This window comes from Streptomyces sp. NPDC057280, from assembly GCF_042668605.1.
Classification (GTDB): domain Bacteria; phylum Actinomycetota; class Actinomycetes; order Streptomycetales; family Streptomycetaceae; genus Streptomyces.
The window spans coordinates 564,586-580,174 of the sequence record NZ_JBHUYR010000002.1 but is presented as its reverse complement, the minus strand read 5'-3'; the positions used below and the strand labels follow the sequence as shown (position 1 = coordinate 580,174).

15 protein-coding genes and 2 tRNA genes are annotated in these 15,589 nt (G+C 70.5%); 3 read left to right on the top strand and 14 right to left on the bottom strand.

What is annotated here, in order from left to right; all coding sequences use genetic code 11:
* Positions 1-31: 31 nt before the first annotated feature.
* The 3 genes from ACFUO4_RS13190 to leuS all read right to left on the bottom strand — a co-directional run bounded on the left by ACFUO4_RS13190 (position 32) and on the right by leuS (position 4,692).
* The gene (locus ACFUO4_RS13190) at positions 32-877 is read right to left on the bottom strand and encodes a DegV family protein (RefSeq protein ID WP_383483470.1); all 846 of its coding nucleotides are present in this window, start codon (positions 875-877) and stop codon (positions 32-34) included.
* A gap of 72 nt (positions 878-949) precedes the next feature.
* Positions 950-1,690: a hypothetical protein gene (locus ACFUO4_RS13185; protein ID WP_383485649.1), complete on the bottom strand. Its 741-nt coding sequence runs from the start codon at positions 1,688-1,690 to the stop codon at positions 950-952.
* Positions 1,691-1,818: 128 nt separating this feature from the next.
* Positions 1,819-4,692 carry a leucine--tRNA ligase gene (gene leuS / locus ACFUO4_RS13180; RefSeq protein ID WP_383483467.1) on the bottom strand — a complete coding sequence of 958 codons (2,874 nt, stop codon included), beginning with the start codon at positions 4,690-4,692 and terminating at the stop codon, positions 1,819-1,821.
* 472 nt (positions 4,693-5,164) lie between these two features.
* On the opposite strand from leuS, the gene ACFUO4_RS13175 reads away from it, so the two are divergent.
* Together ACFUO4_RS13175 and ACFUO4_RS13170 are read left to right on the top strand one after the other, a co-directional pair.
* Positions 5,165-6,397, top strand: coding sequence for a cytochrome b/b6 domain-containing protein (locus ACFUO4_RS13175; protein ID WP_383483464.1), 1,233 nt, complete (start codon positions 5,165-5,167; stop codon positions 6,395-6,397).
* Positions 6,394-8,007, top strand: coding sequence for an NADH-quinone oxidoreductase subunit NuoF family protein (locus ACFUO4_RS13170; RefSeq protein WP_126271859.1), 1,614 nt, complete (start codon positions 6,394-6,396; stop codon positions 8,005-8,007). Before ACFUO4_RS13175 ends, ACFUO4_RS13170 begins: the two co-directional genes overlap by 4 nt.
* Before the next feature lie 123 nt (positions 8,008-8,130).
* Here ACFUO4_RS13170 and ACFUO4_RS13165 read toward each other — a convergent pair.
* The 4 genes from ACFUO4_RS13165 to ACFUO4_RS13150 all read right to left on the bottom strand — a co-directional run bounded on the left by ACFUO4_RS13165 (position 8,131) and on the right by ACFUO4_RS13150 (position 10,151).
* Positions 8,131-8,203: transfer RNA gene (locus ACFUO4_RS13165), tRNA-Ala, on the bottom strand.
* A 103-nt stretch (positions 8,204-8,306) separates the two neighbouring features.
* Entirely contained in the window at positions 8,307-8,540 is a 234-nt protein-coding gene (locus tag ACFUO4_RS13160; protein ID WP_019523121.1) for a hypothetical protein, read from the bottom strand.
* Between the two features lie 3 nt (positions 8,541-8,543).
* Positions 8,544-8,717, bottom strand: coding sequence for a hypothetical protein (locus ACFUO4_RS13155; RefSeq protein WP_107080567.1), 174 nt, complete (start codon positions 8,715-8,717; stop codon positions 8,544-8,546).
* Between the two features lie 69 nt (positions 8,718-8,786).
* Positions 8,787-10,151 carry an MFS transporter gene (locus ACFUO4_RS13150; protein WP_383485646.1) on the bottom strand — a complete coding sequence of 455 codons (1,365 nt, stop codon included), beginning with the start codon at positions 10,149-10,151 and terminating at the stop codon, positions 8,787-8,789.
* Positions 10,152-10,365: 214 nt separating this feature from the next.
* Between ACFUO4_RS13150 and ACFUO4_RS13145 the strand changes: the two genes are divergently transcribed.
* Positions 10,366-11,214, top strand: coding sequence for a helix-turn-helix transcriptional regulator (locus ACFUO4_RS13145; protein WP_128112298.1), 849 nt, complete (start codon positions 10,366-10,368; stop codon positions 11,212-11,214).
* A gap of 50 nt (positions 11,215-11,264) precedes the next feature.
* Here ACFUO4_RS13145 and ACFUO4_RS13140 read toward each other — a convergent pair.
* From ACFUO4_RS13140 to ACFUO4_RS13110, 7 genes are all read right to left on the bottom strand, one after another.
* Positions 11,265-11,337: transfer RNA gene (locus ACFUO4_RS13140), tRNA-Ala, on the bottom strand.
* A gap of 75 nt (positions 11,338-11,412) precedes the next feature.
* Positions 11,413-12,087 carry a histidine phosphatase family protein gene (locus tag ACFUO4_RS13135; RefSeq protein WP_079310998.1) on the bottom strand — a complete coding sequence of 225 codons (675 nt, stop codon included), beginning with the start codon at positions 12,085-12,087 and terminating at the stop codon, positions 11,413-11,415.
* Positions 12,084-12,530, bottom strand: coding sequence for a ribosome silencing factor (rsfS, locus tag ACFUO4_RS13130; RefSeq protein WP_059191740.1), 447 nt, complete (start codon positions 12,528-12,530; stop codon positions 12,084-12,086). The genes ACFUO4_RS13135 and rsfS overlap by 4 nt, the downstream gene beginning before the upstream one ends.
* Before the next feature lie 131 nt (positions 12,531-12,661).
* Positions 12,662-14,374: an LCP family protein gene (locus ACFUO4_RS13125; RefSeq protein ID WP_383483457.1), complete on the bottom strand. Its 1,713-nt coding sequence runs from the start codon at positions 14,372-14,374 to the stop codon at positions 12,662-12,664.
* A 16-nt stretch (positions 14,375-14,390) separates the two neighbouring features.
* Positions 14,391-15,029, bottom strand: a complete 639-nt coding sequence (gene nadD / locus ACFUO4_RS13120) for a nicotinate-nucleotide adenylyltransferase (protein ID WP_079310996.1) — start codon at positions 15,027-15,029, stop codon at positions 14,391-14,393.
* Between the two features lie 58 nt (positions 15,030-15,087).
* Positions 15,088-15,252, bottom strand: coding sequence for a hypothetical protein (locus ACFUO4_RS13115; protein ID WP_097263999.1), 165 nt, complete (start codon positions 15,250-15,252; stop codon positions 15,088-15,090).
* A gap of 114 nt (positions 15,253-15,366) precedes the next feature.
* Positions 15,367-15,528 (bottom strand): hypothetical protein, encoded by a 162-nt coding sequence (locus ACFUO4_RS13110; RefSeq protein ID WP_179143499.1) that lies wholly within the window; start codon positions 15,526-15,528, stop codon positions 15,367-15,369.
* Positions 15,529-15,589: the final 61 nt, after the last annotated feature.

Sequence of the window (15,589 nt, the reverse complement as noted above, 5' to 3'; positions counted from 1 at the left end):
CCGACAACCCGCTGACCCCGCAGGGCCACCGTCACCGAGGCGAGACCACAGCCCCCAGCAACCCAGGCCCCGTATGCGCCCCGATCACCGCCCCGACCTCGCTCACATGCAGGTCCGCCAGCCCGGGCACCCGCACCCGCAGCCGGTCCGCCAGGGCCGACGCCCGGTCGGGGGCGGCGAGATGGTGCACCGCGATGTCGACCTGGGCGCTCCCGGCCCGGTCGGCCACGATCTCCTCCAGGCGCGCGATCGCCTTCGACGCCGTACGCACCTTCTCCAGCGGTTCGATGCGGCCGCCCTGCAGCTGAAGCAGGGGTTTGACCGCGAGCGCGGAGCCGAAGAGGGCCTGCGCCGCACCGATCCGGCCACCGCGGCGCAGATAGTCGAGGGTGTCGACGTAGAAGTAGGCGGAGGTACCCGCGGCCCGCTTCTCCGCCGCCGTGACCGCCTCGTCCACCGTCCCCCCCGCCTCCGCGGCCTCGGCCGCCGCGAGCGCGCAGAAGCCGAGGGCCATGGCGATCATCCCGGTGTCCACGACCCGCACCGGCACCGGCGCCTCACGGGCCGCGAGAACGGCCGCGTCGTAGGTGCCGGAGAGTTCGGCGGAGAGGTGGAGGGAGACGACTCCGGTGGCACCGGTCTCGGCCACCCTGCGATAGGTCTCCGCGAAGAGCTGCGGGCTCGGGCGGGAGGTGGTGACCGGTCGCCGCTTCTGGAGCGCCTGGGCCAGGGACCGGGTCGAGATCTCGGTGCCCTCTTCGAGTGCCTGGTCGCCGAGGACCACGGTCAGCGGCACCGCCGTGATGCCGTGACGCTCCATCGTCCGCGGCGGCAGGTAGGCCGTTGAATCGGTGACGATCGCGACATGGCGGGACATGAGCTGGAGGTTACCTGGCGTAGCGCCCGGGCGGCAGTCCGACCCCTCCCGGCCGGGAGGGTCGTGGCCGGATCAAGTCGTGCTCTCGGGGCGGGGCTTCTTCTGCCAGGGGTAGGTGGGGCGGGTGGTCGGTGGAGTGATGGCGGCGGCCTGTGTCGGTTCCTCGGCCGTACGGGACCGGGGGGTCTGCGGCCAGGTCTGCTGGGAGCTGGAGCCGTCAGCGGGGGCCTCGGGCCAGGGCGGCGAGGACTGCGCGGTGGCGGGGTCCGACGGCTCGCTCGTGGTCCAGTGCCGCAGCGCGCCGGCCTCCATGTCGATCTGGGTGCTCAGCGAGTCCAGGTCGTCGTCCGCGAAACGGCGGGCCCGGTCACGCGCGGCCCAGCGCAGGGAGTCCGCGGACCGGGTGATGGTCTCGGTGCGCTCGCGCAGGGCGGGCAGCCGCTCGGCGAGGGTCGCGCGGTCCGGTTCGGACTCCAGCCGGCGCAGTTCGGCGTCCAGTTCGTGGCCGTGCGCGCTCAGCCGCTCGAACAGGGCGAGGGACTCCCTGAGGGACTCGTCCTCGGCCACACCCGCGTGCAGCGCGTCCTGGGTCGCGCGCATGGAGGTGCGCAGTTTCAGCCGCAGTTGGGCGACCTGGCCCGCCGGGCCGGGCTGCACCATGGACTTGGCGCGCAGGGTGTGGTCCTCGACGGTGCGCCGGGCCTGGGTGATCGTGCGGTCCACGCCCCGCTTGGCGGCGCCGACGGCCTTCACGGTGGCGTAGGCGCCCAGCACCAGGAGGAATACGAAAAGCAGAGCGACGACCGTCAACAGTGCCTCCACAGCGCTCCTCCTCCGACCGGGCGCGAGGCTCCGCGCCTCTCTTCAACGGTAAACGCGACGGGCAGGCCCGAAGTTCCAGAAGAACCCCGAACCTGCCCGTACCCGACCCTTAAGGGGTCTTACGCCGGAACGATGTTCACCAGCTTCGGCGCCCGCACGATCACCTTGCGAATGCCCGCCCCGTCCAGCGCCGCCACGACCTTGTCGTCGGCCAGCGCCACCTTCTCCAGCTCCTCGTCGGAGATGGCCGGCGAGACCTCCAGACGGGCCTTGACCTTGCCCTTGATCTGCACGACGCAGGTCACGGTCTCGTCCACGACGTACGCCGGGTCGGCGACCGGGAAGTCCCGGTGGACCACCGAGTCGGTGTGCCCCAGCTTGCGCCACAGCTCCTCGGCGATGTGCGGGGCCAGCGGGGCGACCAGCAGCACCAGCGACTCGGCGACCGAGCGCGGCACCGCGCCGCCCGCCTTGGTCAGGTGGTTGTTCAGCTCGGTGACCTTGGCGATGGCGGTGTTGAACCGCATGCCCTCCAGGTCCTGCCGTACGCCGTCGATGGCCTTGTGCAGCGCCCGCAGGGTGTCCTCGTCGGCCTCGGTGTCGACGACGGTCACCTCACCGGTCGTCTCGTCGACGACGTTGCGCCACAGCCGCTGCAGCAGCCGGAACTGGCCGACCACCGCGCGCGTGTCCCACGGCCGGGAGACGTCCAGCGGGCCCATGGCCATCTCGTACAGGCGCAGGGTGTCGGCGCCGTAGTCCTCGCAGATGGACTCGGGCGTGACCGCGTTCTTCAGGGACTTGCCCATCTTGCCCAGCAGCTTGGTGACCTTCTCGCCCTGGTGGTAGAAGGCGCCGTCGCGCTCCTCCACCTCCTCGGCGGGCACCGGGAAGCCACGGCTGTCGCGGTAGACGAAGGCCTGGATCATGCCCTGGTTGAACAGCTTGTGGAACGGCTCCGCGGAGGAGACGTGGCCCAGGTCGAACAGCACCTTGGACCAGAAGCGCGCGTACAGCAGGTGCAGCACGGCGTGCTCGGCGCCACCCACGTACAGGTCGACACCGCCGTGCGGCTGACCCGCGCGCGGGCCCATCCAGTACTGCTCGATCTCGGGGTCGACCAGCTTCTGGTCGTTGTGCGGGTCCAGGTAGCGCAGCTCGTACCAGCAGGAACCGGCCCAGTTGGGCATGGTGTTGGTCTCGCGGCGGTACTTCTTCGGTCCGTCGCCCAGGTCCAGGGTGACGTTGACCCAGTCCTCGTTGCGGGACAGCGGGGTCTCCGGGGAGGTGTCCGCGTCCTCCGGGTCGAAGGTGCGGGGCGAGTAGTCCTCGACCTCGGGCAGCTCCAGCGGCAGCATCGACTCGGGCAGCGAGTGCGCGATGCCGTCCTCGTCGTAGACGATCGGGAAGGGCTCGCCCCAGTAGCGCTGCCGGCTGAACAGCCAGTCGCGCAGCCGGAAGTTGACGGTGCCCTCGCCGACGCCGGTCCGCTCCAGCCACTCGGTGATGCGCGCCTTGGCCTCGGCGACCGGCAGGCCGTCCAGGGAGACGCCCTCGCCGGAGGAGTTGATGATCTTCGCGTCGTACGAGGCGAAGGCGTCCTCCCACGTGGAGGTGTCCGTGCCGCGGCCGTCGGTGGGCTCGACGATGCAGGTGATCGGCAGCTCGAAGGCGCGCGCGAACTCGAAGTCGCGCTGGTCACCCGCCGGGACGGCCATGATCGCGCCGGTGCCGTAGCCCATCAGCACGTAGTCGGCGATGAAGACGGGGATCTGCTCGCCGTTCACGGGGTTGGTGGCGTACGAGCCGATGAAGACGCCGGTCTTGTCCTTGGCCTCGGCCTGCCGCTCCACGTCGGACTTGGAGGCGGCCTGCGCGCGGTACGCGGCGACGGCCTCGGCCGGGGTGGCGTGACCGCCGGTCCACACGTCACGGGTGCCCTCGGGCCAGGCGGCCGGGGTGAACTTCTCGACCAGCGGGTGCTCGGGGGCCAGCACCATGTAGGTCGCGCCGAACAGGGTGTCGGGGCGGGTGGTGAAGACGGTGATCTTCTCGCCGTCGATCGGGAAGTCGACGCGGGCGCCCTCGGAGCGGCCGATCCAGTTGCGCTGCTGCAGCTTGATCGCCTCGGGCCAGTCCAGGGCGTCCAGGTCGTCCAGCAGCCGGTCGGCGTAGGCGGTGATCCGCATGTTCCACTGCCGCAGCTTGGCCTTGAAGACGGGGAAGTTGCCGCGCTCGGAACGGCCGTCGGCGGTGACCTCCTCGTTGGCCAGCACGGTGCCCAGGCCGGGACACCAGTTGACGGGCGCGTCGGAGGCGTAGGCCAGGCGGAACTCGCCCAGGACGTCGGCACGCTCGGCGGCGGTCAGCTCGTTCCACGCGCGCGTGTGCCCCGGTACGGCGCGCTCACCGGACTCGAACTGGGCGACCAGCTCGGCGATCGGGCGGGCCTTCCTGGCCTCGTCGTCGTACCAGGAGTTGAAGATCTGCAGGAAGATCCACTGGGTCCACTTGTAGTACTCGGGGTCGATCGTGGCGAACGACCGGCGCTTGTCGTGGCCCAGGCCCAGCCGGCGCAGCTGGGTCTTCATGTTCTCGATGTTGGCCTCGGTGGAGACCCGCGGGTGCGTGCCGGTCTGCACCGCGTACTGCTCGGCGGGCAGGCCGAAGGCGTCGAAGCCCAGGGTGTGCAGGACGTTGTGGCCGGTCATCCGCTGGAAGCGGGCGAAGACGTCGGTGGCGATGTAGCCCAGCGGGTGGCCGACGTGCAGGCCCGCACCGGAGGGGTACGGGAACATGTCCATGATGAACTTCTTGGGCTTGGCGACCAGCTCCGGATCGCCCGCCAGGTCACCCTTGGGGTTCGGTGCGGCGTACGTACCCTCGGCGTCCCAGAAGTCCTGCCAGCGTGCCTCGATCTCGGCCGCGACGGCGGCCGTGTAGCGGTGCGGCGCGGCCACCTCGGCGGCAGCGGCGGGGTTCGTCTCGCTCATGATCCTCAAGCTCCATCGATCGTCTCTGCCAGCGGCTGTCTCGTTCCGGAAACGAAAAATCCCCTCGCACAGGAGGGGACGCCGCGCTGACTCCGACCGGCCGGCTCGTCCGGCGGTCGGGACTGATCAGCGCGGCTCGCTAAGCAGAAGGCGTACGGCACGCATGGCGTCAGGGTACCGCAGCCATTGAGCAAGCTGCGACGCACGTACGTATGCCTCCTATGGCCCCGGACATCGGGTACCGAACTGAACAAACGTCAAAAGTTACTTCGCGTAACGCCCCCTAAAGGGACAACACAACGACCCCACGGCCTTTTGGTAACAGCGCAATAACTCAAATCCCGTACCGATCGGTATGGCTCCACTTAGAGTGCGGCAGCGGGACCGCCTACCCGAACTGCTCGGAGTTGCCCCCATGAACCCTCGTCGAAGTAACAGCTCGCTTCCCAGGCCCGGCCGCTCGGCCTACGGCATGGCGACGGCTGTCGCTCTGCTCTTCATACCCGTGTTCGTGCTGGTAGGAGGTGACACGGTCCGTGACTTCCTGAACTTCGGCGCGGGCGTGCTGTCCCTCGTCTCCCTCAGCTGCTCGGTGATCTGGGGTCTGGTCGCCCAGGACCGGATCTTCCTCAACCCCAAACAGCGGATCATCGGCCAGGCCGTGCACCGCACGACCGCCGTCGGCTCGATCGCCTTCCTGCTGCTGCACATCACCACGAAGGTCGCCCTCGACCACACGCAGCTGATCGGCGCGCTCATCCCGTTCTCGCTCGGCGTCACCGGCATCGGAGGCCTGATCGGCCTCGGCTCGCTGGCCGGCCTGCTGATGATCTTCGTGGGCATCACCGGCGCCCTGCGCAACCAGTTCGCCTCCCCGGCACCGGTCGCGGCCCGCTGGCGCGCCATGCACATGCTGGCCTACCCGGCCTGGTGCTTCGCCCTGATCCACGGCCTCTACGCGGGTCGCCAGGCGAAGCCGATCTTCGTGATCCTCTACGGCCTCTCCCTGGCCGGCGTCATGGCCGCGCTCGCCCTGCGCTCGGCGCCCCGCCCGGTCAAGCGCAAGGTCGCCGACCGCATCCAGGCGATCCTGGGCACCGAGGAGCGGCCGGGCCGCGAGGAGCTGGACGCGAGCCGGGCCCGGGTCGCCGAGGCCTCCACCTCCGCGCTGCCCGGCTACGAGAACGCCCGCGCCGCACAGCCGCGCACGGCACCCCCCTACGACGCCCCCGCCCCGGCCCCGGAACCCGCGAACGGCTTCGCGGCCGCCTACCGGGCCGTCACCCCGACCTCGCGCATCCCGCAGCAGCCGTCCTACGGCGCCGCCGACCAGACCGCCCGCATGGACCTGCCGCTGGATCTTCAGACCACGGAGGCCATGCCCCGCTACGACAGCGGCGGCAGCACCTCGGGCAGCTGGCCGATCCCGTCCCCGCCCCCGGTCGGCGAGGCGCCCCCGTCCGCCTACGACCCGCTCCAGGACACCGGATACAACATCCCGACCTACCGCAATACGGACACACCCGGATACGGCACGAGTGACGTGTACGACACCGGTGAGTCGAACACCGTTTCCGGCGCGTACTACTCGAACGACACGTACAACAGCGGTCCCGCCACTGATCCACCGCCCGGTGAGCCCTACGACTTCGGCGCACCGGGCTCGGGCGAACCTTGGAACATGCCTTCCGGAGGCTATAGGTGAACGAGGCCCTGCCCGACGTCCCAGAAGTCCGCGTGGTCGGTCTTCCCCAGCTCACGTCGGGCTTCGACCTTGTCGAAAGACTCGATCTGCCCATGCACCTGAAGGTGCACGGGCCGCTCGAACCCCTGGGCGGCGAGCAACTCGCGAAGCTCGCCGAGAACATCAACCTGAAGGGCCGCGGCGGCGCGGGCTTCCCCTTCCACAAGAAGCTGCGCTCGGTCGCCGAGGCGGCCATCAAGCGCGGGGTACGGCCCGTCGTCGTCGTCAACGGCAGCGAGGACGAACCGGCGTGCCGCAAGGACACGGTGCTCATCAACCGTGCCCCGCACCTCATCCTGGACGGCGCCCTGCTGGCCGCCGAGGCCCTGGGTGCCCGCACGCTCGTGGTGGGGGTCACCCGGGAGTCCACGCAGCGTTCCATGGAGGCCGCGCTCGCCGAACGCGGGCTGAGCAACGGCCGCAGATCGGCTCTCCGCGCGCGCGTGCAGCGCAATCCCGTCCGTATGGTCACCGGAGCCGCGGCCTCGCTGATCCGCTCCATCGACGGCGGCCCGGCGATCCCGCCCGGCCGCAAGGTCAGCGCCTCCCAGAACGGCGTCGGCGGCGCCCCGACCCTGCTGTCGAACGCCGAGACCTTCGCCCAGCTGGCGATCGCCGCCCGCATCGGCCCCGAGCGCTACGGCAACACCGGCCTGTACGACGAGCCCGGCACCGTCATGCTCACGGTCTCCGGCGCGGTCGCCCGCCCCATGGTCATCGAGGTCCCCACGGGCGTGCCGCTGCGCTACGTCCTCCAGCTCGCCGGCGCCCCGCCGGTCCCGCAGGGTGTGCTGACCGGCGGCTACCACGGCAAGTGGATCGACGCGGCGACGGTCAACGAGGCGATCGTCTCCCGCAACTCCCTGGACGCGGTGGGCGGTTCGCTCGGCGCGGGCGCGATCCTGCCGATCAGCCAGGACACCTGCCCGCTGGGCGAGTCCCTGATGGTGGCCAAGTGGCTGGCCGAGGAGAGCGCGGGCCAGTGCGGCCCCTGCTACCTCGGACTGCCGGCCGCCGCGCGCGGCATGGAGGACATCCTCAACGGCGGCGGCCCGGCCGCCCTGGAGGCGCTCAAGCAGGTCGCCAAGAACGTGAAGCGGCGCGGCGCGTGCTCGCACCCGGACGGCTCCGCGATGTTCCTGGAGTCGACCATCAAGGCGTTCACCGACGACCTCGCCGCCCACGTCCTCGGAAACGGCTGCGGACGGCCCGTGGAGGGCGTTCTGCCGCTCTTCGAGGGCGGCAAGACCCCGGTGGGTATCCCCGGCGGCGGCGAGGCCGAGGAGAACGGCCCCAGCCGTCAGAAGATCTACGTCGACTGGACGCTGTGCCGCGGCCACGGTCTGTGCGCCGACATCCTCCCCGAGGTCTTCGAGCTCGGCGCCGACGGCTTCCCCACGGTCGCCCAGGCCCAGGTCCCCCGCTACGCCGAGGCGAAGGCCCTGCGCGCGGTGCGCCGCTGCCCCGCCCTCGCCCTGCGCCTGGAGGAGTCGGCCCCCCGCGACAACGGCCAGTCCCGCAACCTCCCGGTCCTCTCCCAGGGCCGCGGCCGCCGGGCGCTGGGCCGCTGAGCCGACAGCACGAAGGGGCCGCCCGATAGGGCGGCCCCTTCGTCGTTCGTGGAGCACGAGGACAACTGCCCCTGGAAACGCAAGAATCCCGCCGGGTCGCGATGACCCGGCGGGATCTCTCTGTGGAGCTAAGGAGAATTGAACTCCTGACCTCCTGCATGCCATGCAGGCGCTCTACCAACTGAGCTATAGCCCCTTGCTCGGTGTCTCCCGGGGGTTTCTCCCCGGCGACGACGCCAACATTAACCGGCCCCGGGGCGGAACACCAAATCGTTTCCGACCCCCACCGGACGAACCGGTCAAGCCGTTACGAACGAGTAGAAACGCTTGAGTGTGCAGTGCTCCTCGAGGAGTCGACCGTAGATCGGCTCACCCTCGAGTTCGCGGTACGTCTCGATCGGGTCGCCCTTTATGATCAGCGCCCGCGCGCATTCCTCGCACCAGTACTGGTAGTCGGGATTGAGCGGCTCCATGTCACGGACGATCGGCGTCCCGCTGCCGCACCAATCGCACTTTCGCCTGTGTGCACCCATCGATCAGCTCCAGCTGTGGCCGCAGGCCGTGCACACGTAGGAGATTCCACCGTTGTCACCGAGGACTTGGGCGACATGCAGGGAACCGCAGGAAGGGCAGGTGAGCCGGGTGACCGTGTCCCGTGTCGACGCTGCTTCAAGGAGGTGGCCGACCTCCTTGAGGATGCTCGCAGGCATCACTGCTCCCTCCCGTCGGGCCGCGCTCCCTTCCGGCCGTTTGATTCTGCCACGGCCGGACCAATACGGTCAGCGACGCCTCAGTACCAGTCCGGACACGGCCCCCAGGGCTGCCGTTCCGGCCAGCGCGAACATGCACGCCGACAGCGCCTCCGCAGAGGTATACGCCTCCAAGGCCCCGAGTGACTCAAGCCGGTTCAAGAACAGTGTGCCGAACGCGGCGACACCGGTCAGCTGGCCGAGCTGGGTGACCGTGGCGAGCAGCCCGCTGGCGTCCGCCGCGTCCTCCGGCCGCACCGTGGCCAGCGCCCGGGTCAGGGTGGGGCTGAAGGCGAGCGCGAGCCCGACGCCCACCCCGGCGTACGACACGTACACCCACGCTCCGCCGTCGCCGCCGCCGTCGAGCGCCAGGCCGACCCCGGCCACGGCCGCCGCGGTGAGCAGGAACCCGGTCGGGGTCAGGGCGCGCTGCCATGCGGCGGGCCAGCGCCGCCAGGTCAGTCCGACCACCCCGAAGACGACCGCGGTCGGCGCGAAGGTGAGTCCGGCGCGCAGGGCGCTGTAGCCGAGGCCGCCCTGGACGTGCAGCGTGAGCACGAACAGGAAGCCCCCGTTGACCGCCATGGCGGCCAGGATCCGCAGCACGGCGAGGCCCATGCCGGGGTGGCGCAGCACCCGGGGCGCGATCAGCGGGTCGCCGCCGCGCCGGGCGAGCCCGGACTCGTACCGCCAGAACACCGCGAACAGCACGGCGGCCGCGCCCAGCGACAGCCACGACCACAACGGCCAGTCCTCCTCCTGCCCGAGCACCAGCGGCACCGTGAACAGCGACACGGCCGCGCCGAGCAGCACCAGTCCCGGCAGGTCCATGCCGCGTCCGCGTTCCCGCTCGCCCCCGCGTTCCCGCGGCAGGACGCGCCGGCCGATGATCAGGAGGGCGGCGCCGACGGGCACGTTCACCAGGAACACCGGCCGCCAGCCCGTGCCCAGCAGATCGGCGCTGACCAGGACTCCGCCGAGGATCTGCCCGGCGGCGGCGCCGACGGCGAGGACCGCCGAGTACGCGCCGAGCGCCTTCACCCTGGCCTCGCCGACGAAGTTCCGCTGGATGAGGCTGAGCACCTGCGGGATCATCACCGCCGAGCCGGCGCCCTGGACCAGCCGGAAGACGATGAGTTCCGTGACGCCCTGTGCGAGACCGCAGGCGAGCGAGGCGGCGGTGAACAGCGCCATCCCGGCGAGGTGGACCCGGCCGTGCCCGAACCGGTCGCCGAGCCGGGCCCCGGTGATCAGCAGCACCGAGTACGTGATGGTGTAACCGGCGACCACCAGCTGCAACTCCGCGCCGGAGGCGTGGAGTTCGGAACCGATGGTGGGCGCGGCGACGTTCACGATGAAGACGTCGAGCAGCGCCATGAACAGGGCGGCGAGCACGACGGCGAGCAGCGGGCGGGGCCCGTTGTCAGTGCCGGGTGCTTCACTGATCGCAGTGCTGGGGACGGGTGCTGTACCCGGTCCGGAACGGGGTGTTGTCGTCATGCCGTCGAGCGTGCCGCCGCTCCGGTACGGGTGCCGAGAGCCCACCGATGCTGGTACTGACAGCACCTGGCAGCGCACGGGCCGGGCGCCGACGATGGGGGATGTGACGATGGGGACGACACAGCGCCGCCGACCTGAGCTGGCCGCCTTCCTGCGCAGCAGGCGGGCCCGGGTGACACCGCAGGACGTGGGGATGCCACCGGGCTTACGGCGCCGTACCCCGGGGTTGCGGCGTGAGGAGGTCGCCCAGCTCTCGGGGGTGGGCGTGACCTGGTACACGTGGCTGGAGCAGGGCCGCCCGATCAACGCCTCCGCGCAGGTCCTGGACGCCGTGGCCCGCACCCTGCGGCTCGATCCGCCGGAGCGGGAGCATCTGTACCACCTGGCGGACGTGCCGTACTCCGCCGTCCCGGAGACCGCCGCGCAGAGCGTGAGTCCGGAGGTACAGGGCATCATCGATGCCCTCGAACCGCGCCCGGCGGTGGCGTACAACTCGCGGTTCGACATCCTGGCCGCCAACGACGTCTACCGCACCCTGTTCGACGTGCCGCTGATGCAGCCCTCCGGTCGCCTTCCCAACGCCCTGTGGGGGCTGTTCACCGCGGAGGAGGACGACTGCCCGCTGATGTTCCGGGAGACGGAGCTGCCGGTGATGGTCGCGACCCTGCGCGCGGCCTACGGCCTGCATGCCGGCGAGCCCGCCTGGGAGGGCTTCATACGCAAGCTGTCCGCGGCGAGTCCGCTGTTCGCCCGGTTGTGGGAGAGCGGCGACGTGGCGGAGCCCGGACGGCGTGTGAAGACGTTCCGGCATGCGGCGGTGGGTGAGCTGCGGATGACGTCGGTGTCGTTGTCGATCCACGGGATGCCGGAGTGCCGGATCGTCGTCTACACGCCGGACGACGAGGAGACGGCGCGGCGGACGGCCCGCCTGATGGAAATGAAAAATCCCGCCCACTAGGGACGGGATCTTCATCAACTGATCTTTGACAACTCAAGAGTGTCGATCTGTGGAGCTAAGGAGAATTGAACTCCTGACCTCCTGCATGCCATGCAGGCGCTCTACCAACTGAGCTATAGCCCCAAGCTTTGTTCTTCCCGCTCGGCGGGGCGAACAAGAAGAACTTTAGCCTGCGACCTGCCAGAAAGTGAAATCCGCTCAGTCGTCGTCCCCGAGCACCGGTTCCGGCAGGGTGCCGGCGTTGTGCTCGAGCAGCCGCCAGCCACGAGCGCCCTCGCCGAGGACGGACCAGCAGCAGTTGGAGAGGCCGCCGAGGCTCTCCCAGCTCCGGGCCTCCAGGCCGAGGAGACGGCCGATGGTGGTGCGGATGGTGCCGCCGTGGCTGACGACGACGAGGGTGCCCCCGTCGGGCAGCTTGTCGGCGTGCCGGAGCACCACGGGGGCGGCGCGGTCGGCCACCTCGGTCTCCAGCTCGCCGCCGCCGCGGCGGACCGGCTCACCGCGCTTCCACGCGGCGTACTCCTCGCCGTAGGAGGCGATGATCTCCTCGTGCGTCAGCCCCTGCCAGGCGCCCGCGTACGTCTCGCGCAGACCCTCGTCGTGGCTGACGTCGAGTCCGGTGAGCACGGCGAGCTCGGCGGCCGTGTTCGCGGCCCGCTGGAGGTCCGAGGCGATGATGGCGTCGGGCTTCAGGGACGCGAGCAGCCGGGCGGCGCGGCGGGCCTGGGCGACACCGGCCTCGGTGAGGGCGACGTCCGTGGTGCCCTGGAAGCGGCGTTCCACGTTCCAGGAGGTCTGGCCGTGCCGCCACAGGATGACGCGGCGGCCGCGGCCGCCCCGCTTCGCGTCCGTCACCTCACCGGTGGCGCTCATCGCCAGTCACCACCGAGGTCGGCGGACTCCTCGGCGGCCTGCAGCTCGGCGTGCTCCGCGGCCTTGCCGCGGGTGGCCTTGGCGTCCTCGGGCAGGTCCAGTTCGGGGCAGTCCTTCCACAGCCGCTCCAGGGCGTAGAAGACACGCTCCTCGCTGTGCTGGACGTGGACGACGATGTCGACGTAGTCGAGCAGGATCCAGCGGGCGTCCCGGTCGCCCTCGCGGCGGACCGGCTTGGCGCCGAGCTCCTTCTGCAGGCGCTCCTCGATCTCGTCGACGATCGACTTGACCTGGCGGTCGTTGGGCGCGGAGGCCAGCAGGAAGGCGTCCGTGATCGACAGCACGTCGCTGACGTCGTAGGCGATGATGTCGTGCGCGAGCTTGTCGGCGGCCGCCTGGGCGGCGGTGTGGATGAGCTCGATGGAGCGGTCAGTGGCGGTCACTACACGGCTTTCGGTCGGCGGTCACTTGACCTCAAGGGTCTCACGGACCGCGGAGCGCACCCCATGTGATTAAGGGACCACCAGGTCGGGCCGGGTCACGGACGTCCGCGACCCGGCCTTCACGGGGGCCGCTACGAGGACGGGTCGTAGTTCTGGCCGAGGACCACGGAGACGTTCGCGTTCGAGGTGGTCCTGCCCTTGCTGACGGCGCTGGTGGGCAGGCCCAGCGTCTTGGCGACCTCGGTGGCGTTCTCCTTGTCGGCGGCGTCGGCGTAGACGACCTTGGAGGTGGCCTGGGTGCCGGAGGCGGTGCCGCCTTCGAGGAAGGTGAAGCCGCCGTTGAGGAGGACCACGCGGGCCTTCTCCGTGTTGTCCTTCACACCGCTGGCGTTCTGGACCGAGACGCGGACGGCGGCGTCCTTGTCGGGGCTCTTGGCGGTGCCGCCGAGGACGTCCTTGACGACGCTGTCGCTGGCCTGGGCGCTGAGGGTGCCGTCGGCCTGGACGGGCAGCAGCGCTGTCTTGTAGTCGCCGCCCTTGGCGAGGTCGGCGAGCTTGGCGAGGAAGGTGCCGAGGTCCTTGTCGGTGAGCGACGGGTCGAGGATCTGCGCCAGCGTCTGCACGGTGGTCGTGGCGGCGCCCGCGTCGGAGGACAGCTTGCGCAGCACGGCCTGCATGACCTGCCCGAACCGCTCCAGCTGGGCGTTCTGGGCCTCGCCGGCGGCGCGGTAGGTGGCGTAGGCGACGGCCGTCTTGCCGCTGAGGGTCTGGTCCTTGCCCTTGTTCACCAGGGGCGCGGTGCCCTTCTTCTTGGCGGCCGGGTCGGGCACGTCGGTGTTGGTGTCGACGTCGATGTTGCCGACGAGGTCGACGAGGTTCTGCAGGTAGGGGGTGTCCAGGCGCCAGGTGCCCTGGATCTGGGTGCCGAGGACGGTGTCGATCGCGTCGCGGGTGCCGGAGGAGCCGTCGTCCTCGACGGACTTGGCGAGCGTGGTCGTGGTGCCGTCGTCGTCGGTCAGGGCGAGGGAGTTGGGCAGCAGGACGGTGGTGCCCTGCTTGGTGGTGGTGTTGTCGACCAGCAGCGCCGTGGAGGTGCCGCCGCCCTTGGTGTTGTGGAGGTGGACGACGATCACGTCACGGTTCTGGGCGGCGGCGGACGTGCCGGTGCCGGTCCCGGAGCCGGACGAGGACGACAGTCCGGGCAGCTTCCCGGCGTACCAGAGATAGCCGACGCCACCGACCGCGACGAGGGCCAGGACGACGACCAGGGCGACGAGCCGGCTGCGGGCGCGGCGCTTGGCCTCCTCGCGGCGCTCGGTGCGGTTCTCGGTGAAGTTCAGCCAGTCGATGACGTCCTCGGAGTCACCGTCGGGCTCCTCGACGAAGGAGAACTGCCCTGTGTGGTAGTCGCGTTCGGCCGCCTCGGGCCGGGCGCGGCCGCCCGGTTCCTCGGTCTCGGCCGGGCCGGCCTGCTGCGGGATGTAGGCGGTCTGTTCGGCGACCCGGGGCTGCTGCGCGCTGGTGGCCGCCTGCCCGTAGGGGTCGTACGGGGCTGCCGGCGCCCCGCCCTGCGCGCCCCCGTAGGGGTCGTAGGACGGCACCGGGTTCTGCTGACCGGTGTCGTACGGGTCGTAGCCCTGCGCGGGGTACTGCCCGGCGTACGGGTCGTAGCCGTAACCCTGCTGCGGCTGCTGCGGCTGCTGCGCGTACGGGTCGTACGGCTGCTGGTGCGGTTGCTGCTGGGGCACCTGCTGGTAGACGGGCCGGCCGTACTCGTCGTAGCCGACGAGCTGGTACTGGTCGTCGGCGTCGCCACTGTGGCCCGCGTCGTATCGGTCGTTCACCGGTGCCCCTCTCGGCTCACTCGCCGCGGTACAGCTCGCGCTTGTCGATGTAGCGCACGACTCCGTCCGGCACCATGTACCAGATCGGGTCGCCCTTGGCGACTCTCGCACGGCAGTCTGTGGAGGAGATGGCGAGCGCGGGAACCTCCACCAGAGAGACACCGCCCTCCGGGAGCCCGGCGTCGGTCAGGTGGTGGCCCGGCCGGGTCACGCCGATGAAGTGCGCGAGGGAGAACAGTTCCTCCGTGTCCCGCCAGGTGAGGAGCTGGGCGAGGGCGTCGGCTCCGGTGATGAAGAAGAGGTCCGTGTCGGGGTTGAGCACCCGCAGATCGCGCAGGGTGTCCACGGTGTACGTGGGTCCGCCGCGGTCGATGTCGATGCGGCTCACCGAGAACTGCGGGTTCTCGGCGGTGGCGATGACCGTCATCAGATAGCGGTCCTCGGCCGGCGAGACACTGCGGTGGCTCTTCTGCCACGGCTGCCCGGTCGGTACGAACACCACCTCGTCCAGGTGGAACTGCGCGGCGACCTCACTGGCCGCCACGAGGTGTCCGTGGTGGATCGGGTCGAACGTCCCGCCCATGACGCCGAGGCGGCGCTTGCCGGGGTTCGACGGGGCGTTGCCCGGGCCGGTAGGCATGTCCTGCTCTCCCATGCGTGCAGACCCTACCGGCCCGTTCCGTGGGGCCGGTCTCCCCCGGGCCCTCGGCGGCTCAGCGGTCGCGGTTGAAGCGGGTGGTGATCCACAGCAGAAGCAGCAGGACGACGAACGCGCCACCGCCGGTGAGGTAGGGGCTCAGGCTCTCGTGGTTGCCGCCGTGCTCCTCGCCCTCGGCGGCGAGGGTGACCAACTGGGCAGCGGTGCTGTGGAAGCTCATCTGGACCTATCCGATGTGGGCGGGATAAAGATGTCGGCCCATCGTAAGCGGGCGGCTCGGCGGCGATCACGCCGACTCCGCCGTTGGCGCACCGGACGGAACTTCCGGCCCGGCTCAGTCGTCCTTCTGCTTGTAGCCCCGCAGCAGGAACCACGCGGTCAGCACACAGCCCACCACCATCACGACCAGTACGACCCGGAGCAGATACCCCGACCCTCCCTGCTGGGCTGCGTTCGCGGCTTCGGTCAGCCAGGCGGACGCGGGGCTGTGCTGCATGACGGGACTCCTTCGCTGTACTGCCCGTCCACGGTATCTCCGCCTAGGCTGGGCTCTGCTT

What these genes read in the sequence shown, in the direction of transcription:
- ACFUO4_RS13190 (WP_383483470.1), bottom strand. Translation starts at nt 877, where the DNA reads ATGTCCCGCCATGTCGCGATCGTCACCGATTCAACGGCCTACCTGCCG.
- leuS (WP_383483467.1), bottom strand. Translation starts at nt 4,692, where the DNA reads ATGAGCGAGACGAACCCCGCCGCTGCCGCCGAGGTGGCCGCGCCGCAC.
- ACFUO4_RS13175 (WP_383483464.1), top strand. Translation starts at nt 5,165, where the DNA reads ATGGCGACGGCTGTCGCTCTGCTCTTCATACCCGTGTTCGTGCTGGTA.
- ACFUO4_RS13160 (WP_019523121.1), bottom strand. Translation starts at nt 8,540, where the DNA reads ATGGGTGCACACAGGCGAAAGTGCGATTGGTGCGGCAGCGGGACGCCG.
- ACFUO4_RS13155 (WP_107080567.1), bottom strand. Translation starts at nt 8,717, where the DNA reads ATGCCTGCGAGCATCCTCAAGGAGGTCGGCCACCTCCTTGAAGCAGCG.
- ACFUO4_RS13145 (WP_128112298.1), top strand. Translation starts at nt 10,366, where the DNA reads ATGGGGACGACACAGCGCCGCCGACCTGAGCTGGCCGCCTTCCTGCGC.
- ACFUO4_RS13135 (WP_079310998.1), bottom strand. Translation starts at nt 12,087, where the DNA reads ATGAGCGCCACCGGTGAGGTGACGGACGCGAAGCGGGGCGGCCGCGGC.
- nadD (WP_079310996.1), bottom strand. Translation starts at nt 15,029, where the DNA reads ATGGGAGAGCAGGACATGCCTACCGGCCCGGGCAACGCCCCGTCGAAC.
- ACFUO4_RS13115 (WP_097263999.1), bottom strand. Translation starts at nt 15,252, where the DNA reads ATGAGCTTCCACAGCACCGCTGCCCAGTTGGTCACCCTCGCCGCCGAG.
- ACFUO4_RS13110 (WP_179143499.1), bottom strand. Translation starts at nt 15,528, where the DNA reads ATGCAGCACAGCCCCGCGTCCGCCTGGCTGACCGAAGCCGCGAACGCA.